Genomic DNA, 25,579 nt, shown 5'->3' on the forward strand with positions numbered 1-25,579 from the left:
GCCGGATCCTCCGTACCGCCGAACCGGGAGATCCGTGATGACCGCAATGCCCACCGCCGGCTCCGTCGAGACCGCGCCCGGCGCCGCGCCGCCCGCCGGCCGGACCGGCCGCGACGCCCATCCGTTCAGCCTGCTCGTCGCCGATGGCGGCGACGGGCTGACCAAGGTGCTGGTGACCCTGCGCTCGCGCCGCTACGTGCTCCGCGAGCTGCACGTCGACCTGAGCGGTGAGTTCGGCCGGGTCGAGGGCAGTGTCGAGCCGGACGGGCGGGACCCGGAACTGCTGCTGGAGCAGCTGCGCCGGGTGGTCGCGGTCGTGCGGGCCGAGCACGGCTGACGTACCCGCCCCCGCCGCGGCCCTGGGCACTGCCGCGTCCGGCGGCCCTGGGCACTGCCGCGTCCGGCGGCCCTGGGTACTGCCGCGTCCGGCGGCCCTGGGTACTGCCGCGGCTGTGCAGGTCAGCGGCGCAACCCGGCCAGCGCCGCGGTGACGATCGCGTCGTAGCTCCGGTAGGTGCCCTCGGGCAGCGCGGCCAGGCGTGCCCGCAGGCTCGCCGGTGCTCCCCAGGCGGTGGCGTGGGTGAGGATCTGCCAGCGCTGTGCGGGCAGGGGCAGCCCGGCGAGCACGTGGCGCAGCGCGTACCGGAGGTGGTCGGCGTCGTCGGAACCGGGGGAGCGCGGAGCGGCCGTCATCGGAACCTCCGGCAGTGGGGGCGGGAGCGGAGCGAGGCACCGGCATCGTCGACGGTGGGATCATCGATGTGATCTGCACCACGATGACAGATGCAGGCTTGGGCCGTCAAAGTGTTCGGTGATCGAAACATCGTTGAGGAAGGCTCCCGCCATGCCGGACGAGTCCGAACAGGCCCGCGCCGTGCTCGCCGGAGTGCACGCGTTCGCCCACGGCATCGATCGCTACCGGCTCGCCGTCGGCGCCCGGCTCGGGCTCGGGGTCCCGGAGGTCGTCACGCTCGCGCACCTCGCCGTGGCCGGTCCGGTCCGGGCGGGTGCGGTGGCCGAGCGCACCGGCCTGAGCCAGGGCAGCGTGACGGCGCTGGTCGACCGGATGGAGCGGCGCGGGCTGGTCGTGCGGGTACGACCGCCGGAGAACCGGCGGGTCGTGCTCGTCGAGCTGACCGATGCCGGGCGCGGGGTCACCGACGAGCTGCTCGCGACGATGTTGCCGAGCATGGCGGCGACGGCGGCCGAACCGGACCTGCCGGCGCCGGCGGACCTCGCGCACGGCCTGCACCGGGTCGCCGACATGCTCGTCGCGCTGGCGGAGCGGGAACCGGCCCGGGTCACTCCCGCGGGGTGAGCCGGGCGTTCGGCAGCTCGGGCGCCGGCAGCGTCGAGTCCCACGCCTGCGGGAAGGCGCCGAACCGGCCCGTCGCGGATCCGCCTGCGGCGCGTTCGCGCTGCCACTGCTCGCGGAAGGCGGCGATCTCGTCGTGCGAGGAGCCGACGAAGTTCCACCACATCACGATCTGCTCGCCGAGCGGCTCCCCGCCGAGCAGCAGCACGCGGGTCTCGCCGTCGCTGACGGCCCGGATCTCGATCTCGGACGCGCCCGGCGGCAGGTAGACCAGCTCGCCGGACTCGGCCGCGGTGTCGCGCACGTCCACCGAACCGGTGTCGACGAGCACCCCGTGCTCGAACGACGACGTCACCGGGACCGAGAACCGGCCGCCCGCCGGGAGAACGACCTCCGCACCCAGCAGCGGCGAGAACGTCTCCACCGGTGAGGTCTGCCCGGCCAGCGAGCCGAGGAACACCCGCAGCGTCGCGTCATCGTGCCGGACCGGTGACGGCGCGTGGTGCCGGAACGCCGGAGCGGTCTCCCGGTGCGCCACCGGCAGCGCCAGCCACAGCTGCACCCCGTGCAGGGTGCGGGTGCCGGGGGTGGAGAACTCCGAGTGCGCGATGCCCGATCCGGCCGTCATCAGGTTGAGCTCGCCCGGGCGCACGAGCGCGTGCGCCCCGGTGGTGTCACGGTGCTCGATCTCGCCCTCGAACAGCCACGACACCGTCTGCAGCCCGGTGTGCGGGTGGCCGGGCACCGCCATCCCGCCGGTCGCGGACACCTGGTCGGGCCCGTAGTGGTCGATGAAGCACCAGGCTCCGATCAGCGAACGGGCCCGGCGGGGGAGGGTCCGGCGGACCGTCATCGCCCGGGGTCCGCCGAGCGGGACCGCGCGCGGCGTGACCAGTTCCGCCCGGGCGGAGTCGCCGCCGCAGACGACCTCCTGGGGGGCGGCCTCGACGTTGCTCATCGCTGCGCTCCCGCCGCCGTGGTCCTGCCCTGCGCGTCCCGCTCGGGCACCGTGTGACGGGAGAGTATCGAGACCCGGTTGAACGCGTTGATCGTGATCGACGCCCAGACGAGCACCGCGGTCTCGTCGTCGTCGAGACCGGCCCGGGCCTTGGCGTACGCCTCGTCGTCGAGGTGCGCTCCCGCGGTGCGGGTGACCGCCTCGGCGATCTCCAGCGCGGCGCGCTCGCGGTCGTCGTAGAGCCGGCTGTCCCGCCACGCGGGCAGCAGTGCGAGCCGCTGCGGGGTGACCCCGGCCGCGACCGCGGCCCGCCAGTGCACGTCCAGGCAGAACTCGCAGCCGTTGATCTGGGAGACCCGCACGTTGAGCAGCTCCAGCAGCGCCCGGTCGATCCCGGCCGCCTCGGCGGCGTCGCGCACGGTGCGCACGACCTGCTTCATGGCCGCGAACACCTCGGGGGACTGCTTGTCGATCAGGACCCGGCCGGTCACCGCAGGGCCTGCTCGACGGTCCGGATCGCGGCCGGTGTGACCGGGTCGAGCACGTCGGCGAAGCCCTCGTGCGACCCCACCCAGCGCCGCACGTACGGGCACATCGGGACGATCCGTTTCCCGGCGGCGCGGGTGTCGGTGAGCGCCTTGCGGACCAGCGTCCCGGCCAGGCCGCGGCCGCCGTAGGCGTCGTCGACCTCGGTGTGGTGGAAGATCCGCCGGTCGCCGTCCTCCACGTAGGCCGTGAGGCCCACCCGGACGCCGTCGAGGGTGATCACGTAGCGGTGCTCGGCCGGTTCGTTCGTGACGACCGGGTCCTGGTTCTCCGACATGCCCTCGTCAACCCCGCGGGACGCCCCGGTGTTCCGCCGGGGACCTCAGGCGGCCGTCCGGCGCTGTGCCAGCGTGCCCTGGACCCGGTACCCGACGTAGGCCAGCGCCACCAGCACGACGACCGCCGCGATGCTCTCCAGCGGGGTCGCGGGTGCCTGCAACCCGGCCAGGAACGCCGGCCCGGCCGAGATCGCACCGCGCACGATCAGTGCGGCGCCGCCGAGTGCCGTGGCGATCCGCAGCACGACGTCCCGGGCCCGCACCATCGCGAGCCCGGCGACCAGCACCGCCGCCGCGACCACGACGAGGGTGAGCACCCGGGACAGCCCTCCGCCCGAGGGCAGCGCCGCCAGTAGCCCCAGCACGGCGGCCCCACCGGCGAGCCCGCCGACGACGAACACCGCCGCCCCGGCCGCGAACCGCACCAGCGCGATCGCCCCGGCCGCGCCCGCGACGCCGACGAACACCGTGACCAGGACCGATCCACCGAGCGCCGAGGCCAGACCACCGGCCAGACCGAACCCGGCGGCACCCGCGGCGAGCAGGATCGAGCGGGCGCCGCCGAAGCACAGCACGAGCCCGGCGAGGAGCAGCAGCAGACCGCCCCCGGAGCCGCCGGGTGCGAGATCGGCGGGCGGGACGGTGAGCGCGGGCAGCGATGCGTTCACGGTGCTCACCCGCCCAGCAGCCGGGACTTCTGGGCGGTGAACTCCTCGTCGGTCAGCAGACCGGCGGTGCGCAGCTCGCCGAGCTTGAGCAGCTGGGCGTGCAGCTCGTCGACCGACGGAGCGGCCGCGGTCACCGGCGCGGGCGGTGCCTGCTGCCGAACGGCGGCCTGCGGAGGAGCTGCCTGCTGGACGGCCGCCTGCTGGGCTGCGGCCTGCTGGACGGCGGCTTGCTGGAGGGCGGCTTGCTGGACCGCCTGCGTGGTGGCTTCCTGCTGGGCCACCCGGCGGTCGTGCTGGGCCTCGGCGACCCGGCCGGACACCGCGGACGCCGTACCGGCGACGACCGCGGTCCGGGCCACCGTGCCGAGCAGCCCCGGGCCGCGGCGGCCCCGTCCCCGTGCGAACCTCATCGTGGCGCTCCTGCCGTGTCCAGCGCGGCCAGCGCCCGCGCCACCCGCTCGGCCGGGATCCGGTCGTGGGCGATCAGCCGTCCGGACGCGGTGCGCACGGCGCCGGCGAACCGGGCCGCCCACAGGCTCTCCCAGACCAGCACCAGCGTGGTGCTGCCCGGCGTGAGCTCTGCGGCGACGCCGTCCAGGTCGTCGTCGGAGAGCAGCTCCAGGACGTCGCCGTCGACCTGGTCGAAGTCGAGGCCCTCCTCGGTCAGCTCCGCAGAGCGGACCAGGCCTGCCGCGTCCTTGTGCACGACGGCGGCGTCCAGCAGCCGCACGGTCCCGGCGTCGACGAGCTCCGCCAGCGGCGCCACGACGCCGGGGGCCAGCCGGTCGCCGTCGAACTCGACGGCGACCCACTCGACGGGCCCCGACGGGACCGTCGGCGGATCGCCGGGGACCGGTGTCGTCATGAGACGTGCTCCTCCTCCTGCACGCAGTGATCCACTGCGGCGCTCGCCGCGACGCTAGTGCGGGCGGGGAGCGGGCGGACAGAGCTGAACGGCCCTAACGCAAGGAGGGCCGGGCGGCGCGCAGTACCCTCCGCCGATGACGGTCCGGGACCGGGCACCACGCCTGCTGCGGCGCGACGGGGACTCCGAGGTCGCACCCATCGAGCTGTTCTTCGACCTCGTCTACGTGTTCGCGATCATCCAGGTCTCGCACACGCTGCTCTACCACCTCACCCCGCGCGGGGTGGTCGAGACGGCCCTGCTGTTCGCCGCGGTGTGGTGGCTGTGGAACTACTCGGCCTGGGCGATGAACTACCTCGATCCGGCGCGGACGTCGGTGCGGCTGCTGAACGCGCTGCTGATGCTGGCCGCGCTGGGGATGGCGCTGGCCCTGCCGACCGCGTTCGGTGACGGCGGCCTGCTCTTCGCCGTCTGTTATGCGACGGCCCAGATCGGGCGTCCGCTGTTCATGTGGATCGCGATGCGCGGCCACGTGCTCTCCCGCAACTACCGCAACCTGCTGGTGTGGAGCTCGGTGGCGGGCGCGTTGTTCCTGCTCGGTGCGTTGCTGCCGCCGACCGCCCGGCTGGTCGTCTGGGGGCTGGCGGTAGCGGTCGACCTCGCCGGACCGCGTCTGGAGTTCCGGGTGCCCGGGCTCGGCGCGGCCCCGATGCGGAGCTGGCCGGTCGACATCGAGCACCTCGCGGAGCGCAACCGGCTCGTCTTCATCATCGCTCTCGGCGAGTCCATCCTGATCATGGGCTTCACGCTGTCGGAGCTGGAACCGATCACCCCGTTCGCGGTGCTGGTCGCCGGGCTCGGGTTCACCGGCCTGGTCGCGCTGTGGTGGTCGTACTTCGCGCTGGCCGGTCACGACTCACCGGCCGGCCACGGCGACGGCAGCACCCGCGCGGCCCGGTCGGCGTTCGCCTACGCGCACGGCCTGATGGTCGGCGGTGCGGTGCTCTTCGCGGTGGCGATCGACCTGCACCTCACGCACCCGGAGAACGGGCCTGCGCTGGTGCTCGCCTCGGTCGGCGGACCACTGCTCTACCTGGTGGGAAACACGATCTACCTGCGCAGCCGGACGGGCACGGCGGGGCGCAGCCGCTACCTCGCGGCCGGGGTCCTGGTCGTTGCGGCGGCGTTGGCGCTGCTGCTCGGGGCAGCACTCCCGGCGATCGTGATCGGGCTCGTGGTGCTGGCCGTGCTGGTCGGGCTGGCCGCGGTCACCCAGCTCTCGTCGCGACCGGCGCCGGCCTACTGAACGTCCCGCAGGGCGTTCTCCACGACCTCGGACAGCGCCGGGTGGATCCAGTACTGCACGTCGGCGAGCCGCTGCGCGGTGACGCCCAGCGCCATCGCCTGGACCAGCTGCTGGACCAGCACGGACGCCTGCGGGCCGAGTACGTGCGCCCCGAGCAGCCTCCCGTCCGGCGCAGTGATCACCTTGCAGAAGCCGCGCCGCTCCTCCATCGCCCAGCCGTAGGCGACCTCGCTGTACTCGTGGAACCCGGTCCGGTGGGCCAGGCCGTCGGCGCGGCACTGCTGGGCGGTCAGCCCGACGGTGCCGACCTGCGGGTTCGCGAACACGGCCGCGGGCACCCGCTCGTGGTCGACGGCGCGCAGGTCGTCCGGGTGCGCGAGATTGTGCGCGACGACCCGTGCCTCGTGGTTCGCGACGTGCTTGAGCGGGTGCGCGGTGCTGATGTCGCCGAGCGCCCAGACCCCCTCGGCGGTGGTGCGGCCGTACCGGTCGACGCGGACCCGGCCGTCGTCGTGGGTGGCGACGTCGCCCGCGGGAAGATCCATCCGGTCGCCGTTGGGGGTGCGTCCCGCCGCGACCAGGAGCCGGTCGGCGCGGACCTGCGTGCCGTCGTCGAGGAGCAACCGGATCTCTCCGGCGCCGCCGGTCACGCGCTGCACCGCGACCCCGGTGCGGACGTCGAACCGCTCCCGGACGGCCCCGGTGAACCGCTGCGCCACGGTCTCGTCCATCCCGGCCAGCAGGGTGTCCGCGACCTCGACGATCGTGACCTCGCAGCCGAGACCGCCGAACACGTGGGCGAGCTCGGCCGCGATGTAACCGCCGCCGAGTACCGCGAGCCGCCGGGGCAGCTCCTCGATCCGCATGATCGTGTCGGAGGTGTCGAACGGGACCCCCGAGTCGGCGACCACCGGCGGCACCGTGGGCCGGCCACCGGTCGCGAGCACGACGCGGTCGGCGGTGAACGCCGTCGTGCCGCCGTCGGCGAGGTCGACGGTCAGCGCGCGCGGCCCGGTGAACCGGGCGTGCCCGATGTGCACCGTGCCGTGCGCGGCGCGCTTCTCGCGGCCCCGGTCACCGATCGGGTCGAGCCTGCCGTACACGCGATCGACGATGTCGCGCCAGCGGACCCGGTCGATCGTGGCGTCCACCCCGAAGCGGGCGGCCGTGCGCGCCGACCGGGCGAGGTCCGCGGTGTGGGCGAGCATCTTCGTCGGGATGCAGCCGACGTTGAGACAGGTGCCGCCGAACCGGGTGGCCTCGACGTGCACCACGTCGAGCCCGGTGAACCGCTCGTCGACGATCGTGTTCCCGGAACCGGTGCCGACGACGGCGAGATCGTGATGGGTCACGGACGGAGCGTAGGAACCGGTGCCGGATCCCGCCCGCCGATCGCGGCCACGACCGCGACCGGAGGGCGCACAGGCTGATCTCCGATCTGCGTCGATCTCGCAGTAGCAATGTCGCTGATGCGTACCTATCATCCTCGCGATACCGCAGCTCCGGATACGGAACCTACCGCTGCGGACATGTCGTCGAGCACCGGGAGAGCCCACGTGAAGAGCAGATCCGTTCCCCGCGGCGTCGGTGCCGCACTGGCCGCGTCCGTGCTGGCCGTGCTGGCCGGGTGCGGTGGCGGTGACACCGGGGGCGACCAGGCTCAGCCGGGCGAGCAGCCCCAGGGCGGCACGCTGACCGTGTTCGCGGCGGCGTCGCTCACCGGCACCTTCGAGGAACTGGAGCAGGGCTTCGAGGCGGCGAACCCCGGCACCGACGTCGTCTTCAACTTCGCCGGGTCGTCCGCTCTGGCGCAGCAGATCAACCAGGGTGCCCCGGCCGACGTCTTCGCCTCGGCCGACCAGAACAACATGACCAAGGTGACCGACGCGGGCAACGCCGCGGGCGAGCCCGTGGTCTTCGCGACGAACACGCTGCAGATCGCGGTCGCACCGGACAACCCGAGGTCGGTCTCCTCGCTGGAGGACCTGGTGAACCCGGACCTGCGCACGGTGGTCTGCGCACCGCAGGTGCCGTGCGGTTCGGCCACCGAGCGGGTCGAGCAGGCCGCCGGCGTCGACATCCCCGCGGTCTCCGAGGAGCAGGACGTCAAGTCGGTGCTGCAGAAGGTCACCACCGGCAACGCCGACGCCGGACTGGTCTACCGGACCGACGTCGCCGCGTCGAACGGGCAGGCCGAGGGCGTCGACTTCGACCAGGCGGCGCAGGCGGTGAACGAGTACCCGATCACGGTGCTGCGGAACACGCAGAACCAGGAGCTCGCCCAGCAGTGGGTGGACTACGTGACCGGTGACGAGGGCAGGCAGGTGCTGGAGGCGGCCGGGTTCGGCGCGCCCTGAGCCCTGCTCAGGGCCGCCAGCGGCGGACCAGGTCGGTCGCGGTGACGATCCCGCGGATCCGACCGCCGGTCTCGACGAGCACGGCGTCCCGGCCGCGGTCCGTCATCAGCCGGGCGGCCTCGGAGAGCCGGGCCGTGCCGGGCAGCAACAGCGCCGGTCCGTGCACATCGGCCACCCGCAGCACGGTCCAGCCGAGCGGGCTGCGCTGCGCGGCGATGCCGCGCAGCAGGTCCGCCTCGGTGGCCATGCCGCGGCAGTGGTGCCCGTCGAGCACCGGAAGGTGGTGGACGTCCTGGGCGAGCATCGCCTCCAGCGCCGTCCGCACCGGGGTTGCGGGGGTGACCGCCAGCAGCCGGTCCGACATGACCTGGCGCAGCAGCGGGTCGGGCCGGTCGTCGAGGGTCTCCGGTGGGGCGGCGAACCGCACCGGCTTCTCCGCGCCGGTCACGACACACCCCCGGTGACCTCGGCGGGGACGCCGTAGTCCTGCCGGGTCAATCGCCTGCGGAACACCCAGAACGTCCACGCCTGGTAGCCGAGCACCACCGGTGTGACGATCCCCGCCACCCAGGTCATGATCGTGAGCGTGTACGGCGTGGACGCGGCGTTGTCCACGGTCAGCGAGAACGCCGGATCGGTGGTCGAGGGAAGGACGTCGGGGTACAGCGAGCCGAACAGGGTCACCGCGACGGCCACGATCGCGACCGTCGTCGCGGTGAACGACCAACCCTCCCGGCCACGGGCCACCAGCACGGTCGCCAGCAGCAGGCCGAGTGCGGCGACCATGACCGGGGCCAGCGCCCACGGCTGGGCGCCGTCGATCAGCGTCCACACCAGGAAGGCCCCACCGACCGGGACGGCGAGCATTCCGGCCGACACCGCGACGGCGGCGGACCGTTCACGAACCGGCCCGTCGGTCTTCAGCGCCAGGAACACAGCGCCGTGCAGCGCGAACACCGCCACCAGCGTCACCCCGCCGAGCAGTGCGTAGGGGTTGAGCAGGGTGAGCAGGGTGCCGGTGAACTCGTGGTCGGCGTCCAGCGGGACGCCGCGCACGATGTTCGACAGTGCGACGCCGACCAGCAGCGCCGCCGCCAGCGACGAGCCGGTGAGAACCCGGTCGAGCACCGGCGCCCAGCGGGGTTCCTTGGGCCGGTACTCCAGCGCGATCCCGCGCAGGATCAACGCCACGAGCAGGAGCAGGAACGCCAGGTAGAACCCGGAGAACAGGCTCGCGTACCACTCGGGGAACGCCGCGAACGTCGCACCGCCCGCGACCAGCAGCCACACCTCGTTGCCGTCCCAGACCGGCCCGATCGTGCCGAGCGCGACCTGCCGGTCGTGCTCGTCGCGGGCCACCGCGGGCAGCAGCATCCCGACGCCGAAGTCGAATCCCTCCAGGCACAGGTAGCCGGTCCACAGGACCGCGATCAGGATGAACCACACGTCGACGAGTTCCACGCCGTCCTCCTCAGTAGCTAGTAGCTCGGTGCCGGATCGGCGACCGGCGCCGGCCCGCCGCTGGTCAGTGCCTCACCCGGGGCCGGGCCGGCCTTCACCGCCCGGATCAGCAGCACCACCTCGGCCACCGCGAGCACGCCGTAGAGCAGGGTGAACACGATCAGCGAGGTCAGCACCGACGCCCAGCCGACCGACGGCGACACCCCGTCCGCGGTCTGCAGCACGCCGTAGACCACCCACGGTTGGCGGCCCATCTCGGTGAAGATCCAGCCCGCCGAGTTCGCGGCGAACGGGGTGACGAGCCCGAGCAGTGCCACGGTGCCGAACCAGGCCGGGAAGCGGCCCGCCCGGCGCCGGGTCAGCCACAGGCCGATCACCGCGACGAGCGCGGCCAGCAGCCCGAAACCGATCATCAACCGGAACATCCAGTACGTCGTCGCGACATCCGGCACGTAGAGCCCCGGACCGAAGGCCGCGACCGCCTGCGCCTGCAGCTGGTTGATGCCCTCGACCTCCCCGTCCCAGGTGCCGGTCGCCAGGAACGAGAGCAACCGCGGGACCCGCAGGCTCCACAGCTCCTGGGTCCCGTCCGCGCTGCCGATCGTGACGATCGAGAACGACGCCGGCGCCACGGTGTCCCAGAGCGCCTCGGCCGCGGCCATCTTCATCGGCTGCTGCTGGGTCATCAGGCGGGCCTGGATGTCACCGGTAAGCACCACGCCGAGGCTCGCCACCAGCACCGTCCACAGACCCAGCCGGATCGAGGGCCGGAAGACCTCCGGGAAGCGGCTCCTGGCCAGGTTCCAGGCGCTGATCGCCACCAGGAACATGCCCGCGGTGACGAAGCAGGCGGTGATCGTGTGACCGAACGCGGCGACCGCCGTCGAGTTGGTGAGCAGAGCGGCGAAGTCGTTCAGCTCCGCCCGGCCGGTGGCCTCGTTGACCGTGAATCCGACCGGATGCTGCATCCAGGAGTTCGCGGCGAGGATGAAGTACGCCGAGAGGATCGTGCCGATCGCGGCCAGCCAGATGCAGGCCAGGTGCACCGGCCGGGACAGCCGGTCCCAGCCGAAGATCCACAGACCGAGGAAGGTCGACTCGAGGAAGAACGCCAGCAGGCCCTCGATCGCCAGCGGCGCCCCGAACACGTCGCCGACGAACCGGCTGTAGTCGCTCCAGTTCATCCCGAACTGGAACTCCTGCACGATCCCGGTGACCACACCCATCGCGAAGTTGATCAGGAACAGCTTGCCCCAGAACTTCGTCATCCGCAGCCAGCGCTGGTCACCGGTCGCGAACCACACCGTCTGCATGCTCGCGACGAGCACCGACAGCCCGATCGTGAGCGGGACGAACAGGAAGTGGTACACGGTGGTGACGGCGAACTGCCACCGGGCCAGGTCGAGGTTCATCCGATCTCAGCGCTCCTCCGGACCGACGGGTGGCCCGGTCGTCCGGGCCGTCGGAGCAGAGCCTCGCCGCTACGCCGCCGGGGCGGACCGGGCAGAGGACCGGTGGCGGGACGCCGGTGGTCCGGCGGCCGCCGGGCCGTTCGGCCCGCCCGGTCCGGGACCCGTCGCAGGTCCGGTCCGGGCCCACCCCACACGGCCCGGACCGGGGATCAGGCGGGGTCGACGACCTTCTCGGGCGCCCGCCGGGGAGTCGCCGGGACCGGTACCCCGCTCCCGATCCGTAGCACGACCTGCGGTGGACGGGTCCCGCCGAGCAGCCGCCTGGCCTGCTCGCGGATCTCGGGGACCTCGACGAGCTGGGACAGGAACGACGCGGACAACCCGGCCACGGTCGCCGTCAGCAGCACCCGCTGCATCGCCTCACCGGCCCGCAGCTCCTCGCGCGGCCCGTCGGTGTGCACGCTCAGCACCGCGATCAGCGGGTCGGACTCGAAGGCCGCCGGGGCCGGGCGCGGGTAGGCGTCGCCGCCGAACTCGCGCACCACCCACGGCTGGTTCGGCGGCGGGCACGGGCCGCCCGCCGAGGCGGGGACGCCGTCGTCGCGGGAACCGGACCGCCCGGTCCACGCGGCCAGCTCGGCGGTGAACCGGGCGTCCGCCTGCTGCACCAGGTGCGCCTCGCGGGCCAGCCTGCCCAGCTCGGCCAGTTGCGTCGGGTCGGTGACCAGATGCAGCCAGGTGCCCTCCTCGAACGCGGCGCGGCGCAGCGCGGAGCGGGCCGGATCGGGCACGGTGATGTCCCGGAACGGCCGCCGGTTGGTACGCCGGCGCGGCACCGCCTCCAGCAGCCTGCGCTGCTCGGGGGTGGCGCGCACGATGCCGCCGTGCCGCACCACCGCGACCAGGTCCGGGTCCCCGGGCTGCGGATACCGGCTGACCAGTGGGCGGACCCCGGCATCGATCAACGCCAGCCGCAGCGTGAACAGTGCGGCGCCGCAGCCGATCCGCAGCTCGCGGCCGGTCGGGTCGGCGACCGGTAGCTGCCGCTGCGGGTCGGCGCGCAGCTCGATCCGGTCGGGCAGCAACCGGAACCGCCACGGCTGGCTGTTGTGCAGCGACGGCGCCCGGGTGGCGAACCGGAGCACGGTGGCGGTGGTCTCCTCGTCCAGCCCGAGCGCGCCGGTGACCGTCCCGGGGTGAAAGGTCGCGTCCATGCGGTCCCCCTTGTGCGGACGGTGCCTCGGCCCGCCCGTTCGACTGGTCGATCCTGGCGCGGCCCGCCCCGCGCGGGTCAGGTGCGAAGGTCCCGCCGCCGCCGGGACCACGGGCCCGTCGCGGTGGTGGGTAACCACCGGGAACGCTTGTGCGAGAGCACCTGGGGGTGTCAGGTTCACTGAGAACCGTGGAGAGGATGAGTGGCATGGGGGAGCCGGCGACGGGTGAGCTCGCCCGGATGCTGTCCGGGTTGCGGCTCGATCAGCTCATCGGTGAGGTGCAGGACCGGCTCGGTCAGATCGCGACCGCCCGCTGGCGGATGCAGAAGCTGCTGGACGCGGTGCTGGGTGTCGCGGCCGGGCTGGAGCTGGACGCGACCCTGGAGCGGATCGTGCAGTCCGCCGTCGACCTGGTCGACGCCCGCTACGGTGCGCTCGGTGTACTCGCCCCGGACGGCTCGATCGCCCGCTTCATCGATGTCGGCCTGGACGCGGAGACCCGCGCCGCGCTGGGCAGGCCGCCGGAGGGCAAGGGCCTGCTCGGCCAGCTGATCGAGGACCCGCGCCCGCTGCGCCTCGCCGATCTGTCGACGCACCCGGCCTCGGTCGGCTTCCCACCGAACCACCCGCCGATGCGCAGCTTCCTCGGTGTCCCGATCCGGGTCCGGGACGCCGTCTACGGCAACATCTACCTCACCGAGAAGGTCGGTGCCGCCGAGTTCACCGCGGACGACGAGCTGATCCTGCAGGCGCTCGCCGCGGCAGCCGGCATCGCGGTGCAGAACGCCGACCTGTTCGAGCAGGGACTACTGCGTCAGCAGTGGCTCGAGGCATCGGCGGAGATCCGGGGCGAGGTGCTCGCCGGGACCGGTGACGCGGACTCGCTCGCCCTGGTCGCCCGCCGCTGCCTGGAACTGTCCCGGGCCAGCGGGACGCTGATCGCGCTCGGGCCCGACGAAGCCGGGGGCTTCCGGGAGGGCGCCACCGCGGGCCGGCCGTGGCCCTCGGGCGGCCTCGGCGGGACGTTGCTGCGTGATGTCGTCGAGGGCCTGCAACCGGTGCTGGCGCAGAGCCCACGTGCCATCCTCAATGCTCCCGAGGACGACGGACAGGTGGGCGGCGGGCCGACCGTCGCCGTCCCGATGCGGGCGGTCGAGCGGGTGATCGGCGTCCTGATCGCCCAGCGGGAACCGGGTGATCCGCCGTTCCGGCCGTCCGAGGTGCCGCTGCTGGTGTCGTTCGCCGACCAGGCCGCGCTGGCCCTGGAGCTGGGGGAGAAGAACCGCGCCCATCAGCAGCTGGCGGTGCTCGCCGATCGGGACCGGATCGCCCGCGACCTGCACGACCACGTGATCCAGCGGCTCTTCGCGGTCGGGCTGAAGCTGCAGGGGACGCTGCGCCGCACCGCGGACGCCGAGGTGCGCGACCGTGTCGAGCAGGCCGTGGACGAGCTGGACCGGACCGTCCGCGAGATCCGGACGACGATCTTCGACCTGCACACCGCCGACCACGGCGGAGGCGGGTTGCGCCGGGAGCTGCTCGACACCGTCGCCGAGGTCACCGCGGAGTCCGGGATCGCGACCTCGGTGCACACCACCGGACCGGTGGACACGCTCGTCCCACCTGCGGTCGCGGCCCATCTGCTGGCGGTCGTCCGGGAGGCCGCGACGAACGCGGTGCGGCACTCCGGGGCGAGCACGCTGTCGGTCACCGTCGCGGCGGATCGGGACCTGACCGCGGAGATCGCCGACGACGGCTGCGGGATCGGCGACACGCAGCGGCGCAGCGGCCTGCGCAACCTCGCCGACCGTGCCGCCCAGCTGGGCGGGGAGTGCACGCTGGACTCCCCGGCCGTCGGGACCCGGGTGCTCTGGACCGTCCCGCTGCGGTGACGCCCGGGTCTCAGCGCCGCGCGCGGCGTCGTTCGACGGCGTAGACCGCGGCCTCGGTGCGCCGCGAGTAGCCGAGCTTGTGCAGTACCGAGGACACGTAGTTCTTGACGGTCTTCTCCGCCAGGTGCAGCTCGTCGCCGATCCGGCGGTTGGTCAGGCCGTCCGCGATCAGCTCGAGGATGCGCTGTTCCTGCGGGCTCAGCGCGTCGTAACGGGGGTCGGCGTCGGCGTCGGCCCCGCGGCGCAACCGGTCCAGCACCGCGGCGGTCGCCTTCGGGTCGAGCAGCGAACCGCCCGCGGCGACCGTGCGGACCGCTCCGACCAGGTCCACCCCGGCGACCTGCTTGAGCAGGTAACCCGAGGCACCGGCCATGATCGCGCCGAACAGCGCCTCGTCGTCGGCGTGGGAGGTCAGCATCAGGCACGCCGGAGGCGGGGTGACCGCGGAGCGGACGTCCCGGCACACGCTGACACCGTCACCGTCGGGCAGCCGGACGTCGAGGATCGCGACGTCCGGCCGGAGCGCCGGCAGCCGGGCCGTGGCCTGTGCCGCGGTCGCCGCCTCGCCGACGATCTCGATGTCGTCCTCCAGTTCGAGCAGCTGGGCGAGCCCCCGCCGGACGATCTCGTGGTCGTCGAGCAGGAACACCGAGATGGTCACGAGTGCCTCCGGGTCGGGGTGGGTACCGCCGACGGTAGCGCCACTCGATCGCCGGGTGCAGCAGCCGATGGCCCCGGGCGGGTGGGCCGATGGTCCCGGCGCGCCCTAGTCGCCGCGCAGCAGCACGTCCCGGAGCCGGCGCCGTGGGGTGGCGGGCAGCTCCCGGTCGTCGGGGGCCCGGCCGACCCGCACGAGCAGCTGCGGGTGCTCGGCCGTGCGCAGTACCCGGGCGGCCAGCGCCGACCGGGTGCGGACGGTCTCCAGGATCCGCGACAGCGGGCAGGTGGCGAGCCCGGCCCTGGTCGCGGTGAGCAGCACGACCCCGAGGGCCTCCCCGGCGGCGAGCCGGGCCGGGTCGTCGTCGGCCGGGGTGCTCAGCGCGAGGATCGTCGCCAGGTCCGTCGTCGATGCCGGTACCGGCAGGGAACCTGCCGGGAAACGGACCCCGAGGCCGGCCTCGCGCGGCCCGGGGGTGCCCACCGGGACCGATCCGGTGCGCACGCCGTCGCGGGAGTCCGCGTAGCGGTGGGTCCACACCAGCAGTTCGGCGGCGTGCCCGGGCCGCGCCCGCAGCTCGCGGGCGGCGTCCAGCTCCAGCTCGACGAGGTGGTGGCGGGCGACCGGGTCGGTGACCGCGTGCAGGGTGACGCCGTACCGCGCGGCCCGTGCCGTCAGGGCGGCGCGGGTGTGGTCGGCGATGCCACCGTCGCGGTAGGGCCTGCGGTCGGTCCGGCGGCGCCGGATCGCCGGGGCGAGCAGCGCGTCGGTGCGGTCCGCGGCGGTCGGCGGCCGCCCGGTGAACCGGACGGTCGCCAGATGGTCCCGGTCACCGCCGGGGTACCGCTCGACCCGGTGCCCGATCCCGGAGGCGGCCAGTGCCACGTGCAGGGTGGCCAGCGCCGCGCCGCAGCTGACGAGATGGTCGCGCCGGTCCGGGTCGGTGAAGGGCAGCCGCCGGTCCGGGTCGGCGTGCAGTTCGACGCGGTCCGGCCCGATCCGCCAGCGCCACGGTTGCGCGTTGTGCACCGAGGGCGCTTCCAGCGCGGTCGCGACGGCGTGCCGGACGGTGTCCGGGTGCGGCAGCGCCGCCCTCCCGGTGCTCACCGCGCCACCGTCGGCCGGGCCGGCGGACGGTGACCACCGGGCGAGGGTCCGTGCCGCACCCCGGTGACGGACCGCGGGGTGCGGTGAGAGTCGTCGGTGGGCGCCGACAGCGCGTCCGGCGCAGCCGCCGCGTCCGGCGCAGGCAGCGCAGCTGGCACGGACAGCACAGCCGGCACAGACAGCACGGACAGCACGGCCGGCACAGACAGCACGGACAGCACGGTGTCGTGCTGCGGGATCCGGTCGGGCATGGGGGCCTCCCGTCGATGGACCCTTCGAGCGTGCGCCCTCCCGGGCGGGACCGGCAGGGTCCTCGGTCACCCGGTGGGCCGGACGGAGGGCCCGGTGGTGCGCCCGGCCCGGCCCGGCGGACGGGCCGGTCGTAGGCTTCCGCGGTGGCCCACGAGGACGAACGCATCGCACTGCTGCTCGACTACGAGAACCTCGCGATCGGTGCGCGCGACGGTCTCGGCGTGGTTCCGTTCGATTTCGGGCCGGTCGCCGACGCCCTCGCCGAACGCGGCCGGGTGGTGGTGCGCCGCGCCTACGCCGACTGGTCGGCGTTCGACGAGGACCGGCGGCTGATGGCCCGTGCCCAGGTCGAGCTGATCGAGATCCCGCAGCGGATCGGTGGTTCCCGCAAGAACGCCGCCGACATCAAGCTCGCGGTCGACGCCATCGAGCTCGCCTACGAGCGGGAGTTCGTGACGACCTTCGCCATCGCGACCGGCGACTCCGATTTCACGCCGCTGATGCACAAGCTGCGCGAGCTGGACAAGCGGGTGATCGGGATCGGCGTGCAGTCGTCCACCTCGGCGCTGCTTCCCCCGGCGTGCGACGAGTTCCTGTTCTACGACCGGCTGCCGGGCCTCGAGCCGACCCGCGAGCCCGTCCCGCCGCGCCGCCGCCGCGGATCCCGCCCGCCGGTGCCGAGCACGCCGACCACACCGGCCACGACGCCCGTGCCTGCTCTGCCCGCGGAGCCGGCGCCGGAGCCGACCCCGTTCGACCTGACGTTCCGGGCGGCGCCCGACGCGCCCGACGCGGAGGAGACCGCGACCAGCGGTGCCGAGGAGCGCGACGTCGCCGGGCTCGTGGTGAGCACGCTGGCCGGTCTGTCCCGGCAGGCCGACGGCCCGGTGCTGGCGTCCCGGCTGAAGCGGGCGGTGCTGCGCAAGGACCCCACGTTCGACGAGGCCGATCACGGCTTCCGCGGGTTCGGTGAGCTCCTGCGGCACCTGGAGGGCCAGGGCGCCGTCGCTCTGGCCCCCGGTTCCGCACAGGGTGACCCGGAGGTCACCGTCCCGGACGACCCGGACGCCGACCAGGACGCGTTCGCCCTGCTCGTGGACGTGGTGCGCGACCTGACGGCGGCCGGCGGCCCCCCGCAGCTGTCCGGTCTGAAGGACCAGCTCCGCAAGCGGGTTCCGGAGTTCTCCGAGAAGCGTTACGGCTTCGGCAGCTTCCTGTCGTTCGCGAAGGCCGCCCGGGCCAGGGACCTGGTCGGGATGTCGTGGCAGGACGAGACGGGTGACTACGTGCTGAGCCCGCGGCCCTGATCCACGACGAGGGCCCCGCCGTGGCGGGGCCCTCGTGGCTTCGGCGAGCGGTCGCTCAGCGGCCGGTGGCCTTGCGGGTGCCGCGCTGGAACAGCGTCCCGGCCCGGGAGACCACGACGCCGGACACGCCGAACGCGGTCGCGACCGCTCCGGCGGCGACCCGGCTGCCGAACCGGATCGGGTTGAGCGGCCGGTAGACCCGGGCGGCGAGCTCGTCGAGCCGGGTCGCCACCCGCTCGCCACCCTCGTAGAGCCGGTGGGCCAGCTTCGCGCCGGTGTCGTCGAGATCGTCGGAGACCGTCTTGCCGACCCGGGCGGCCCGGTCCGCGGTGCGCACCGCGGAGTCGGCGCCGCGGTCGGCGGCGGCCTGCACGGTCGCGGCGGAGCGCTCCGCGGACGCCCCGACCTCGCCGGCGACCTGACGGCCGGTGCGCGAGGCGTTGTCGGCCAGCTGCTTGCCGGTGCTGCGTGCGGCGTCGGCGGCGGCCTTGCCGGCGTCGGCGGGGGACGTGCCGTTGTCGGAGACCTTGCGGGCCTCCTGCGCGACCTCCTCGGCCCCCGACCGTGCGGTGTCGGCCGCCTTCGAGGCGGCACTGCGGGTGTGACCGGCGACCTTCTTCCCGGTCGTGCGGGTGTCGGAGGCGACGTCGTCCGCGGTCCGCGCGGTGGCGGCCGCCGCCTTCGACGCGGTGTCGCGCGCTGCGGTGGCCGTGGCGCCCGCGGTGGCCCTGGCGGCGGTGCCGCTGGTGTTGCCGCTGGTGTTGCCGCGGGCGGTGCCGCTGGTGTTGCTGCCGCCGCTGGTGTCGCCGGTGCCGGCCGCGACCGACCGGCGCTCACGGACCGACCCGTCGGTGCCGTACACGACGAGTTCGCCACCGCCGTCGTTCGCGATGATCTCCACCGCGCGGGTGATCGCCTCGGCCTGGGTGCCGGTCCTGGCGCTGGGACGCTGGGCGCCCTGCTTCTCGACGGTCCAGCCGTCGTCGGCCGGCTTCACATGGCGGTCGGCCATGGCGGTGTCCTCCCTGTACGTGATGCACGTGGATCTCGGTGGCGCCGGACGTGCGGCGCTGGTGCTACCACGAGGATTCCCGGGCCGTCGGGGAGGTAAACGGTGGTCAGCGCACGGTGCGCAAGGTCGGCGAGCACGAAGAAGAGGCCGAGCAGGATCTGCAGCACCCACGGCGTCCGGTGGGCGCCGGGGAATACACCACCGGGAACCGGGATCGCGACCGCGGTCGCGATGCCCGGTGTCCCGATGGTGCCCGGCACCGACAGGGGCTCCCGGTTCTGCAGGTGCCGGTCGCCCGGTTCAACGCACGAGGACGCCGGGAGTTGTGGTGGGAGTGGCGTCGGTCTCGGATCCGACCGCGAGCGGCGTCGTCCCCGCGACGGGCGGTGAATCGGTTCCGTTCACGCCGTTGCGCGACGCACGGTCACGGCCGTCGGTATCAGACAGGCGACGGGCGGGGTGACCTACGCCATAATGGACTCCATGCGCGATGAACGCTGGCGGGTCGAGGTCGGTCCGGAGCACGCGACCTGGCTGTCGACCGAGTGCCGCACCGCCCTGCTGGCCCGGGAGTACCGCCCGGTCGACGTCGGTGGCGGTGTCGTCGAGTTCAACCGGCTCGCGATGGGGGCGATCCGGGAGCTGGGGGAGGAGGAGGACGGCTACGTCACCGACGACGGCGAGGGGCTCCGGCTCTGGATCGGTGACGAGGCCTTCGAGCTGGAACGGGTGGAGTGACGGACGGGGCCCGGCCGTGCGGCCGGGCCCCGTCCGTGCTGTGCGGCGGATCAGGCGATCTGACGGTCGGTCGGGTTGATCGGGCGGGGGAGCACGGTCCGCCCGGTCAGGTAGGCGTCCACCCCGGCGGCCGCTGCGCGACCCTCGGCGATCGCCCACACGATCAGCGACTGCCCGCGGCCGATGTCACCGGCCACGAACACCCCGTCCACCGACGACATGTAGCTGTCGTCGCGGGCGACGTTGCCGCGCTCGTCGAGCTCGACCTCCAGGTCGTTGAGCAGCCGGCCCTTCTCCGGGCCGACGAAGCCCATGGCCAGCAGCACCAGCTGGGCGGGCAGCTCCCGTTCGGTGCCCTCGACGGTCTCGAACCCGTCCGGGCCCCGCTTGACCTCGCAGATCCGGATACCGGCGAGCTTGCCGTCCTCGTCGGCCACGAAGGCGGTGGTGTTGACCGAGAACAGCCGCTCGCCACCCTCCTCGTGCGCCGAGGAGACGCGGTAGACCGTCGGGTAGGTCGGCCACGGCATGTTCTCGGTGCGGTGCTCCGGCGGGGTCGGCATGATCTCCAGCTGGGTCACCGAACGCGCGCCCTGGCGGTGCGAGGTGCCCAGGCAGTCAGCGCCGGTGTCACCTCCGCCGATGATCACGACGTCCTTGCCCTCGGCCGAGATCGGCGGGGCGTCGATGTCGCCCTGCTGCACGTGGTTGGCCCACGGCAGGAACTCCATGGCCTGGTAGACGCCCTCGATGTCGCGGCCTTCGACCGGGAGGTCGCGCCAGGCCGTCGCACCGCCGGCGAGCACGACCGCGTCGTAGTCGGCGCGCAACTGCTCGACGGTGATGTCGGTCCCGACGTCGACCGAGGCCCGGAAGTGGGTGCCCTCGGCGACCATCTGCTCCAGACGACGGTCGAGGCGGGACTTCTCCATCTTGAACTCGGGGATGCCGTAGCGCAGCAGCCCGCCGATCCGGTCGGCCCGCTCGAACACGACGACGTCGTGCCCGACCCGGGTGAGCTGCTGGGCCGCGGCCAGCCCGGCCGGCCCGGAGCCGACCACGGCGACCTTCTTGCCGGTCTTCGTCACGGGAGCCTGCGGGCTGACCCAGCCCTCGTCCCAGGCGCGGTCGATGATCTCGACCTCGACCTGCTTGATGGTGACGGCGTCGTCGTTGATCGCCAGCACGCAGGCCGCCTCGCAGGGCGCGGGGCACAGCGTCCCGGTGAACTCCGGGAAGTTGTTCGTGGCGTGCAGCCGCTCGATCGCCTCCCGCCAGTCCTTGCGGTAGACCAGGTCGTTCCACTCGGGGATCAGGTTGCCGAGCGGACAGCCCTGGTGACAGAACGGGATGCCGCAGTTCATGCAGCGGCCCGCCTGCGACTCCAGGGTCTTGCGCGGGAAGTCCTCGTAGACCTCGCGCCAGTCCATCAGCCGCAGGTCCACCGGGCGCCGCGCGGGCGTCCGGCGGGGGGTGGTCATGAAGCCCTTCGGGTCACCCATGAGCAGCCTCCATGATCGCTTCGTTCACGTCGCGCCCCTCGCGCTCGGCGTTCTCCGTCGCGAGCAGCACGCGCTTGTAGTCCTTGGGCATGACCTTGCCGAACCGCTCGACCGCGGTGTCCCAGTCGGCGAGCAGGGCCCGCGCGACCTCGGAGCCGGTCTCGGCGTGGTGGCGTTCGACGCGGTCCCGCAGGATCGCGCGGTCGTCGTCGCCCAGCGGGTCCAGGTCGACCATCTCCGGGTTGACCCGGTTGCGGTCGATGTCGAGCACGTAGGCGACGCCACCGGACATGCCGGCGGCGAAGTTCCGGCCGGTCCGTCCCAGCACGACCACCTGACCACCGGTCATGTACTCGCAGCCGTGGTCACCGACACCCTCGACGACGGCCACCGCCCCCGAGTTGCGGACGCAGAACCGCTCGCCGACGACTCCCCGGACGTACATCTCACCCGAGGTGGCGCCGTAGCCGATCACGTTGCCGGCGATCACGTTCTCCTCGGCGGTGAACGGCGCCGACGGGTCCGGCCGCAGGGTGAGCCGGCCGCCGGAGAGACCCTTGCCGAAGTAGTCGTTGGTGTCGCCGACCAGCCGCAACGTGATCCCCTTCGGCACGAACGCACCGAAGCTCTGCCCGGCCGAGCCGGTGAACGTGATGTCGATCGTGTCGTCGGGCAGGCCCTTGCCGCCGTGGATCCGGGTCAGCTCGGAGCCGAGCATGGTCCCGACGGTGCGGTTCACGTTGCGCACCGGCAGGTCCAGCCGGACCTGGTCGCCGTTGCGCAGGGCACCCTCGGCGAGCTGGATCAGGGTGTTGTCCAGCGCCTTGTCCAGGCCGTGGTCCTGCTCGCGGGTCCGCTTGCGCGGGACGTCGTCGCCGTACTCGCCGACCTGGAAGATCGGCGACAGGTCGAGATGGCGGGTCTTCCAGTGCTGCGCGGCGGCGTCGACGTCGAGCACGTCGGCCCGGCCGATCGCCTCGTCGATCGAGCGGAAGCCCAGCTGTGCCAGGTACTCCCGCACCTCCTCGGCCACGAAGCGCATGAAGTTGACGACGTACTCGGCCTTGCCGTCGAACTTCTTGCGCAGCTCCGGGTTCTGGGTCGCGACGCCGACCGGACAGGTGTCGAGGTGACACACGCGCATCATGACGCAGCCCGAGACGACCAGCGGAGCGGTCGCGAAACCGAACTCCTCGGCGCCCAGCAGCGCGGCGATCACCACGTCGCGACCGGTCTTGAGCTGGCCGTCGGCCTGCACGACGATCCGGTCGCGCAGGTTGTTCGCGACCAGCGTCTGCTGGGTCTCGGCCAGGCCGAGCTCCCAGGGGCCGCCCGCATGCTTGATCGACGACAGCGGCGACGCACCGGTACCGCCGTCGTGCCCGGAGATCAGCACGACGTCGGAGTGCGCCTTGGACACGCCCGCCGCCACGGTCCCGACCCCGACCTGGGAGACCAACTTGACGTGGATGCGGGCCCGCGGGTTGGCGTTCTTCAGGTCGTGGATGAGCTGCTTGATGTCCTCGATCGAGTAGATGTCGTGGTGCGGCGGCGGCGAGATGAGGCCGACGCCCGGCGTGGAGTAGCGGGTGGTCGCGATCCACGGGTAGACCTTGCCGCCGGGCAGCTGACCGCCTTCACCGGGCTTGGCGCCCTGAGCGATCTTGATCTGGATGTCGTCGGCGTTGACCAGGTACTCCGAGGTGACGCCGAACCGGCCGGACGCCACCTGCTTGACCGCGCTGCGCCGGGAGTCGCCGCCGGGGTCCGGGGTGAACCGGTCCGGGTCCTCGCCGCCCTCGCCGGTGTTCGAGCGCCCACCGATCCGGTTCATCGCGATCGCCAGCGTCTCGTGCATCTCCTGGGAGATGGAGCCGTAGGAGATCGCCCCGGTGGCGAACCGGGTCAGGATGGACTCCACCGGCTCCACCTCGGAGAGCGGCACCGGCGGCCGCAGGCCCTCCTTGAAGCGGAACAGCCCGCGCAGCGTCATCAGCCGCTTGGCCTGGTCGTCGACGGCCCGGGTGTACTCCTTGAACACCTCGTAGCGCCCGGAGCGGGTGGAGTGCTGCAGCTTGAAGACGGTCTGCGGGTTGAACAGGTGCAGTTCGCCCTCGCGGCGCCACTGGTACTCGCCGCCGACGGCGAGAGCCCGGTGCGAGGCGCGCACGTCGTCGGCGGGGTAGGCGCGGCGGTGGTGGGCCAGCACCTCCTCGGCGAGGACGTCGAAGCCGACACCGCCGAGCCGGGACGTAGTGCCGGTGAAAGCGGAGTCGATGACCTCCTGCCCCAGCCCGACGGCCTCGAAGATCTGCGCGCCGGTGTAGGAGGCGACCGTGGAGACACCCATCTTCGACATGGTCTTGCGGACACCCTTGCCGAGTGCCTTGACCAGGTTCTTCGCTGCGGTGCGCCCGTCGACGCCGGGGACGTCGCAGCGCTCGGCGAGGTCCTCGACGGTGGCCATCGCCAGGTACGGGTTCACCGCGGAGGCGCCGTAGCCGAGCAGCAGCGCGATGTGGTGCACCTCGCGGGCGTCGGCCGACTCGACGATCAGCCCGACCCTGGTCCGGGACCGCTCCCGGACCAGGTGGTGGTGCACCGCGCCGGTGAGCAGCAGCGACGGGATCGCAGCGTGCCCGGCGTCGACGCCGCGCTGGGACAGCACGATCAGCCGGGCCCCGCCCTCGATCGCGCGCGACACCTCCTGCTTGATCTCCGCGAGCCGCGACAGCATGCCCTTTCCGCCGTCGCGGGCCTGGAAGATCCCGGAGACGACGTGCGAGGCGAACCCGGGGAACTCCTTGTCGTCGTTGATGTGGACGATCTTCGCCAGGTCGTCGTTGGTGAGCACCGGGAACGGCACGACGATCGTCCGGCAGTGCGCCGGGGTGGCGGCGAGCAGGTTCTGCTCGGGGCCCAGCTGGCTGAACAGCGAGGTGACGAGCTCCTCGCGGATCGCGTCCAGCGGCGGGTTGGTCACCTGCGCGAACAGCTGGGTGAAGTAGTCGTAGAGCTGGCGGGGCCGCTCGGAGATCACCGCGAGCGGCGCGTCGTTGCCCATCGAACCGATCGGCTCGGCGCCGGTGACGGCCATCGGGCGGAGCAGGAGATTCAGCTCCTCCTCGGTGTAGCCGGCGGCCTGCTGGCGCAGGGTCAGCGCCTCGTGCGAGGGGACCTCGCGCTTGCGGGCGGGCAGCTCGTCGAGCCGGATCAGGCCGGCGTGCAGCCACTCCGCGTACGGGTGCTCGGCCGCCAGCTCGCCCTTGATCTCGTCGTCGTCGACGATCTTGCCCCGCTCGGTGTCGATGAGGAACATGCGACCCGGCTCGAGGCGGCCCTTGCGGACCACCTTGTCCGGCTCGACGTCGAGCACGCCGACCTCGGAGGCCAGCACGACCAGCCCGTCCTCGGTGACCCAGTAGCGGGCCGGGCGCAGGCCGTTGCGGTCCAGGACGGCGCCGATCCGGGTGCCGTCGGTGAAGGCGACCAGCGCAGGCCCGTCCCACGGCTCCATCAGGGTGGAGTGGTACTCGTAGAACGCCCGCCGCTCGGGCGACATCTCGGTGTTGTGCTCCCAGGCCTCCGGGATCATCATCAGCACCGCGTGCGGGAGGCTGCGCCCACCCAGGTGGAGCAGCTCGAGCACCTCGTCGAAGGTGGCCGAGTCCGACGCGTCCGGGGTGACGATCGGGGTCAGCCGGGACAGGTCGCCGGGCAGGTTCGCGGACTCCAGCAGCGCCTCGCGGGCCGCCATCCAGTTCCGGTTCCCGCGCAGTGTGTTGATCTCACCGTTGTGTGCGACGTAGCGGAACGGGTGCGCCAGCGGCCAGGCCGGGAACGTGTTCGTCGAGAACCGCGAGTGCACGATCGCCAGCGCGGAGGTGACGCGTTCGTCGGTCAGGTCGGGGTAGAACGCCGCGACCTGGGGCTCAGTGAGCATGCCCTTGTAGATGATGGTGCGCGGCGACAGCGACGCGAAGTACGTGTCGTGACCGTGCTCGACCCGCTTGCGCAGGCAGAAGGCCCGCCGCTCCAGGTCGATGCCGGTGGGCGCCGTCGCGGCGGTCTCGTCGGAGGTCAGCTCCGCGCCACCGACGAACAGCTGCTTGAACGTGGGCATCGCGGCGAGCGCGGTCGGGCCCAGGTCGGCGGCCTCGGGGTCGGTGGGCAGCTCGCGCCAGCCCAGGACCGTCAGGTTCTCCTCCGCCGCCAGCGCGTCGATCGCCCGCACGGCCTCCTCGGCGCGCTCGGGGTCCTGGGGGAGCATCGCGATACCGACGGCGTAGGCCCCGTCGGGAGGCAGGTCGAAGTCGGTGACCTCGCGGTAGAACGCGTCGGGGACCTGGATCAGGATCCCCGCGCCGTCGCCGGTGTTGTGTTCGGAACCGCGCGCTCCACGGTGTTCCAGGCGCAGGAGTGCCTCGATGGCCTTCTGCACGATGGCGTGGTCGCGCTTGCCGGTGACGTCGGCCAACATGGCCACACCGCAGGCGTCGTGCTCGTGATCGGCGGCATACAGACCACCGGGCGAGGGGCGACGCGTCTGGTCACTGATCGCGGCCAACTGCTCCTCCTGTCGTCTCGGTGCACCTCTGCCACCCGCATCGGACGACCCGGGAACCGGCAGCTCGCTGCGGTCCGAAAAGGGTTTCCAGAGTACAGCGGGCACCCGGGAGGGGGGCGTACGATGCAGGCCGTTCGGGTGCGCCGTGCGGTCGGGCACGTGAC

The 25,579-nt window shown here is 73.1% G+C and carries 24 protein-coding genes; 7 read left to right on the forward strand and 17 right to left on the reverse strand.

Going from position 1 to position 25,579, the window contains the following annotated elements; translation table 11 throughout:
* Positions 1 to 37: 37 nt before the first annotated feature.
* The gene (locus AB0J24_RS07275) at positions 38 to 337 is read left to right on the forward strand and encodes a hypothetical protein (protein ID WP_358676818.1); all 300 of its coding nucleotides are present in this window, start codon (positions 38 to 40) and stop codon (positions 335 to 337) included.
* A 122-nt stretch (positions 338 to 459) separates the two neighbouring features.
* On the opposite strand, the gene AB0J24_RS07280 is transcribed toward AB0J24_RS07275, so the two are convergent.
* A complete protein-coding gene (locus tag AB0J24_RS07280) occupies positions 460 to 693 on the reverse strand; it encodes a DUF2795 domain-containing protein (protein ID WP_358676821.1) in 234 nt (77 codons plus the stop codon).
* Between the two features lie 151 nt (positions 694 to 844).
* Here AB0J24_RS07280 and AB0J24_RS07285 point away from each other — a divergent pair, with 151 nt between their 5' ends.
* Complete coding sequence (locus tag AB0J24_RS07285; protein ID WP_358676824.1) at positions 845 to 1,318, forward strand: MarR family transcriptional regulator; 474 nt, start codon at positions 845 to 847, stop codon at positions 1,316 to 1,318.
* On the opposite strand, the gene AB0J24_RS07290 is transcribed toward AB0J24_RS07285, so the two are convergent.
* The 6 genes from AB0J24_RS07290 to AB0J24_RS07315 are packed head-to-tail and all read right to left on the reverse strand — an operon-like array spanning position 1,302 to position 4,630.
* Entirely contained in the window at positions 1,302 to 2,273 is a 972-nt protein-coding gene (locus AB0J24_RS07290; protein ID WP_358676827.1) for a pirin family protein, read from the reverse strand. The genes AB0J24_RS07285 and AB0J24_RS07290 overlap by 17 nt on opposite strands.
* Positions 2,270 to 2,764: a carboxymuconolactone decarboxylase family protein gene (locus AB0J24_RS07295; protein WP_358676830.1), complete on the reverse strand. Its 495-nt coding sequence runs from the start codon at positions 2,762 to 2,764 to the stop codon at positions 2,270 to 2,272. Before AB0J24_RS07295 ends, AB0J24_RS07290 begins: the two co-directional genes overlap by 4 nt.
* Positions 2,761 to 3,096 (reverse strand): GNAT family N-acetyltransferase, encoded by a 336-nt coding sequence (locus tag AB0J24_RS07300; protein ID WP_358676833.1) that lies wholly within the window; start codon positions 3,094 to 3,096, stop codon positions 2,761 to 2,763. Before AB0J24_RS07300 ends, AB0J24_RS07295 begins: the two co-directional genes overlap by 4 nt.
* Positions 3,097 to 3,141: 45 nt before the next feature.
* A complete protein-coding gene (locus AB0J24_RS07305) occupies positions 3,142 to 3,774 on the reverse strand; it encodes a hypothetical protein (protein ID WP_358676836.1) in 633 nt (210 codons plus the stop codon).
* Positions 3,771 to 4,175, reverse strand: coding sequence for an SHOCT domain-containing protein (locus AB0J24_RS07310; RefSeq protein ID WP_358676838.1), 405 nt, complete (start codon positions 4,173 to 4,175; stop codon positions 3,771 to 3,773). Before AB0J24_RS07310 ends, AB0J24_RS07305 begins: the two co-directional genes overlap by 4 nt.
* A complete protein-coding gene (locus AB0J24_RS07315) occupies positions 4,172 to 4,630 on the reverse strand; it encodes a DUF6325 family protein (protein ID WP_358676840.1) in 459 nt (152 codons plus the stop codon). The genes AB0J24_RS07310 and AB0J24_RS07315 overlap by 4 nt, the downstream gene beginning before the upstream one ends.
* A 136-nt stretch (positions 4,631 to 4,766) precedes the next feature.
* Here AB0J24_RS07315 and AB0J24_RS07320 point away from each other — a divergent pair, with 136 nt between their 5' ends.
* Positions 4,767 to 5,936: a low temperature requirement protein A gene (locus AB0J24_RS07320; protein ID WP_358676843.1), complete on the forward strand. Its 1,170-nt coding sequence runs from the start codon at positions 4,767 to 4,769 to the stop codon at positions 5,934 to 5,936.
* On the opposite strand, the gene AB0J24_RS07325 is transcribed toward AB0J24_RS07320, so the two are convergent.
* Positions 5,930 to 7,288, reverse strand: coding sequence for a mycothione reductase (locus AB0J24_RS07325; RefSeq protein WP_358676846.1), 1,359 nt, complete (start codon positions 7,286 to 7,288; stop codon positions 5,930 to 5,932). The two genes, AB0J24_RS07320 and AB0J24_RS07325, sit on opposite strands and share 7 nt — an antisense overlap.
* Before the next feature lie 204 nt (positions 7,289 to 7,492).
* Between AB0J24_RS07325 and modA the strand changes: the two genes are divergently transcribed.
* Positions 7,493 to 8,293 carry a molybdate ABC transporter substrate-binding protein gene (modA, locus tag AB0J24_RS07330; protein WP_358676848.1) on the forward strand — a complete coding sequence of 267 codons (801 nt, stop codon included), beginning with the start codon at positions 7,493 to 7,495 and terminating at the stop codon, positions 8,291 to 8,293.
* A 7-nt stretch (positions 8,294 to 8,300) separates the two neighbouring features.
* On the opposite strand, the gene AB0J24_RS07335 is transcribed toward modA, so the two are convergent.
* The 4 genes from AB0J24_RS07335 to AB0J24_RS07350 form a co-directional block, all read right to left on the reverse strand.
* On the reverse strand, positions 8,301 to 8,741 hold the full coding sequence (locus AB0J24_RS07335; RefSeq protein ID WP_358676851.1) for a CBS domain-containing protein: 441 nt from the start codon (positions 8,739 to 8,741) through the stop codon (positions 8,301 to 8,303).
* Positions 8,738 to 9,754, reverse strand: coding sequence for a cytochrome d ubiquinol oxidase subunit II (cydB, locus tag AB0J24_RS07340; RefSeq protein ID WP_358676853.1), 1,017 nt, complete (start codon positions 9,752 to 9,754; stop codon positions 8,738 to 8,740). The genes AB0J24_RS07335 and cydB overlap by 4 nt, the downstream gene beginning before the upstream one ends.
* 17 nt (positions 9,755 to 9,771) lie before the next feature.
* Positions 9,772 to 11,166, reverse strand: a complete 1,395-nt coding sequence (locus AB0J24_RS07345) for a cytochrome ubiquinol oxidase subunit I (RefSeq protein ID WP_358676856.1) — start codon at positions 11,164 to 11,166, stop codon at positions 9,772 to 9,774.
* Positions 11,167 to 11,375: 209 nt separating this feature from the next.
* Positions 11,376 to 12,380: a nitroreductase gene (locus AB0J24_RS07350; RefSeq protein ID WP_358676859.1), complete on the reverse strand. Its 1,005-nt coding sequence runs from the start codon at positions 12,378 to 12,380 to the stop codon at positions 11,376 to 11,378.
* A gap of 206 nt (positions 12,381 to 12,586) precedes the next feature.
* On the opposite strand from AB0J24_RS07350, the gene AB0J24_RS07355 reads away from it, so the two are divergent.
* On the forward strand, positions 12,587 to 14,272 hold the full coding sequence (locus tag AB0J24_RS07355; RefSeq protein ID WP_358676862.1) for a GAF domain-containing protein: 1,686 nt from the start codon (positions 12,587 to 12,589) through the stop codon (positions 14,270 to 14,272).
* A gap of 10 nt (positions 14,273 to 14,282) precedes the next feature.
* Here AB0J24_RS07355 and AB0J24_RS07360 read toward each other — a convergent pair whose 3' ends face one another.
* Together AB0J24_RS07360 and AB0J24_RS07365 are read right to left on the reverse strand one after the other, a co-directional pair.
* Positions 14,283 to 14,933: a response regulator transcription factor gene (locus AB0J24_RS07360; RefSeq protein WP_358676865.1), complete on the reverse strand. Its 651-nt coding sequence runs from the start codon at positions 14,931 to 14,933 to the stop codon at positions 14,283 to 14,285.
* 105 nt (positions 14,934 to 15,038) lie between these two features.
* Positions 15,039 to 16,037, reverse strand: coding sequence for an NAD(P)H nitroreductase (locus tag AB0J24_RS07365; RefSeq protein WP_358676868.1), 999 nt, complete (start codon positions 16,035 to 16,037; stop codon positions 15,039 to 15,041).
* 395 nt (positions 16,038 to 16,432) lie between these two features.
* Between AB0J24_RS07365 and AB0J24_RS07370 the strand changes: the two genes are divergently transcribed.
* On the forward strand, positions 16,433 to 17,596 hold the full coding sequence (locus AB0J24_RS07370; protein WP_358676871.1) for a PIN domain-containing protein: 1,164 nt from the start codon (positions 16,433 to 16,435) through the stop codon (positions 17,594 to 17,596).
* 55 nt (positions 17,597 to 17,651) lie between these two features.
* Here the strand turns inward: AB0J24_RS07370 and AB0J24_RS07375 are convergent, their stop codons facing one another.
* Positions 17,652 to 18,608, reverse strand: coding sequence for a DUF2188 domain-containing protein (locus AB0J24_RS07375; protein ID WP_358676874.1), 957 nt, complete (start codon positions 18,606 to 18,608; stop codon positions 17,652 to 17,654).
* Positions 18,609 to 19,091: 483 nt separating this feature from the next.
* Here AB0J24_RS07375 and AB0J24_RS07380 point away from each other — a divergent pair, with 483 nt between their 5' ends.
* Positions 19,092 to 19,346 (forward strand): hypothetical protein, encoded by a 255-nt coding sequence (locus AB0J24_RS07380; protein ID WP_358676877.1) that lies wholly within the window; start codon positions 19,092 to 19,094, stop codon positions 19,344 to 19,346.
* Positions 19,347 to 19,396: 50 nt separating this feature from the next.
* Here the strand turns inward: AB0J24_RS07380 and AB0J24_RS07385 are convergent, their stop codons facing one another.
* Both AB0J24_RS07385 and gltB read right to left on the reverse strand, forming a co-directional pair.
* Positions 19,397 to 20,848, reverse strand: coding sequence for a glutamate synthase subunit beta (locus AB0J24_RS07385; protein ID WP_358676879.1), 1,452 nt, complete (start codon positions 20,846 to 20,848; stop codon positions 19,397 to 19,399).
* A complete protein-coding gene (gene gltB, locus AB0J24_RS07390) occupies positions 20,841 to 25,415 on the reverse strand; it encodes a glutamate synthase large subunit (protein WP_358676882.1) in 4,575 nt (1,524 codons plus the stop codon). Before gltB ends, AB0J24_RS07385 begins: the two co-directional genes overlap by 8 nt.
* Between the last annotated feature and the right edge of the window lie 164 nt (positions 25,416 to 25,579).

Origin of the sequence: Pseudonocardia sp. NPDC049635, assembly GCF_040659795.1 — a bacterium.
Lineage (GTDB): Bacteria > Actinomycetota > Actinomycetes > Mycobacteriales > Pseudonocardiaceae > Pseudonocardia.

What these genes read in the sequence shown, in the direction of transcription:
- AB0J24_RS07275 (WP_358676818.1), top strand. Translation starts at nt 38, where the DNA reads ATGACCGCAATGCCCACCGCCGGCTCCGTCGAGACCGCGCCCGGCGCC.
- AB0J24_RS07280 (WP_358676821.1), bottom strand. Translation starts at nt 693, where the DNA reads ATGACGGCCGCTCCGCGCTCCCCCGGTTCCGACGACGCCGACCACCTC.
- AB0J24_RS07285 (WP_358676824.1), top strand. Translation starts at nt 845, where the DNA reads ATGCCGGACGAGTCCGAACAGGCCCGCGCCGTGCTCGCCGGAGTGCAC.
- AB0J24_RS07290 (WP_358676827.1), bottom strand. Translation starts at nt 2,273, where the DNA reads ATGAGCAACGTCGAGGCCGCCCCCCAGGAGGTCGTCTGCGGCGGCGAC.
- AB0J24_RS07300 (WP_358676833.1), bottom strand. Translation starts at nt 3,096, where the DNA reads ATGTCGGAGAACCAGGACCCGGTCGTCACGAACGAACCGGCCGAGCAC.
- AB0J24_RS07310 (WP_358676838.1), bottom strand. Translation starts at nt 4,175, where the DNA reads ATGAGGTTCGCACGGGGACGGGGCCGCCGCGGCCCGGGGCTGCTCGGC.
- AB0J24_RS07315 (WP_358676840.1), bottom strand. Translation starts at nt 4,630, where the DNA reads ATGACGACACCGGTCCCCGGCGATCCGCCGACGGTCCCGTCGGGGCCC.
- AB0J24_RS07320 (WP_358676843.1), top strand. Translation starts at nt 4,767, where the DNA reads ATGACGGTCCGGGACCGGGCACCACGCCTGCTGCGGCGCGACGGGGAC.
- AB0J24_RS07345 (WP_358676856.1), bottom strand. Translation starts at nt 11,166, where the DNA reads ATGAACCTCGACCTGGCCCGGTGGCAGTTCGCCGTCACCACCGTGTAC.
- AB0J24_RS07350 (WP_358676859.1), bottom strand. Translation starts at nt 12,380, where the DNA reads ATGGACGCGACCTTTCACCCCGGGACGGTCACCGGCGCGCTCGGGCTG.
- AB0J24_RS07355 (WP_358676862.1), top strand. Translation starts at nt 12,587, where the DNA reads ATGGGGGAGCCGGCGACGGGTGAGCTCGCCCGGATGCTGTCCGGGTTG.
- AB0J24_RS07375 (WP_358676874.1), bottom strand. Translation starts at nt 18,608, where the DNA reads ATGGCCGACCGCCATGTGAAGCCGGCCGACGACGGCTGGACCGTCGAG.
- AB0J24_RS07380 (WP_358676877.1), top strand. Translation starts at nt 19,092, where the DNA reads ATGCGCGATGAACGCTGGCGGGTCGAGGTCGGTCCGGAGCACGCGACC.
- AB0J24_RS07385 (WP_358676879.1), bottom strand. Translation starts at nt 20,848, where the DNA reads ATGGGTGACCCGAAGGGCTTCATGACCACCCCCCGCCGGACGCCCGCG.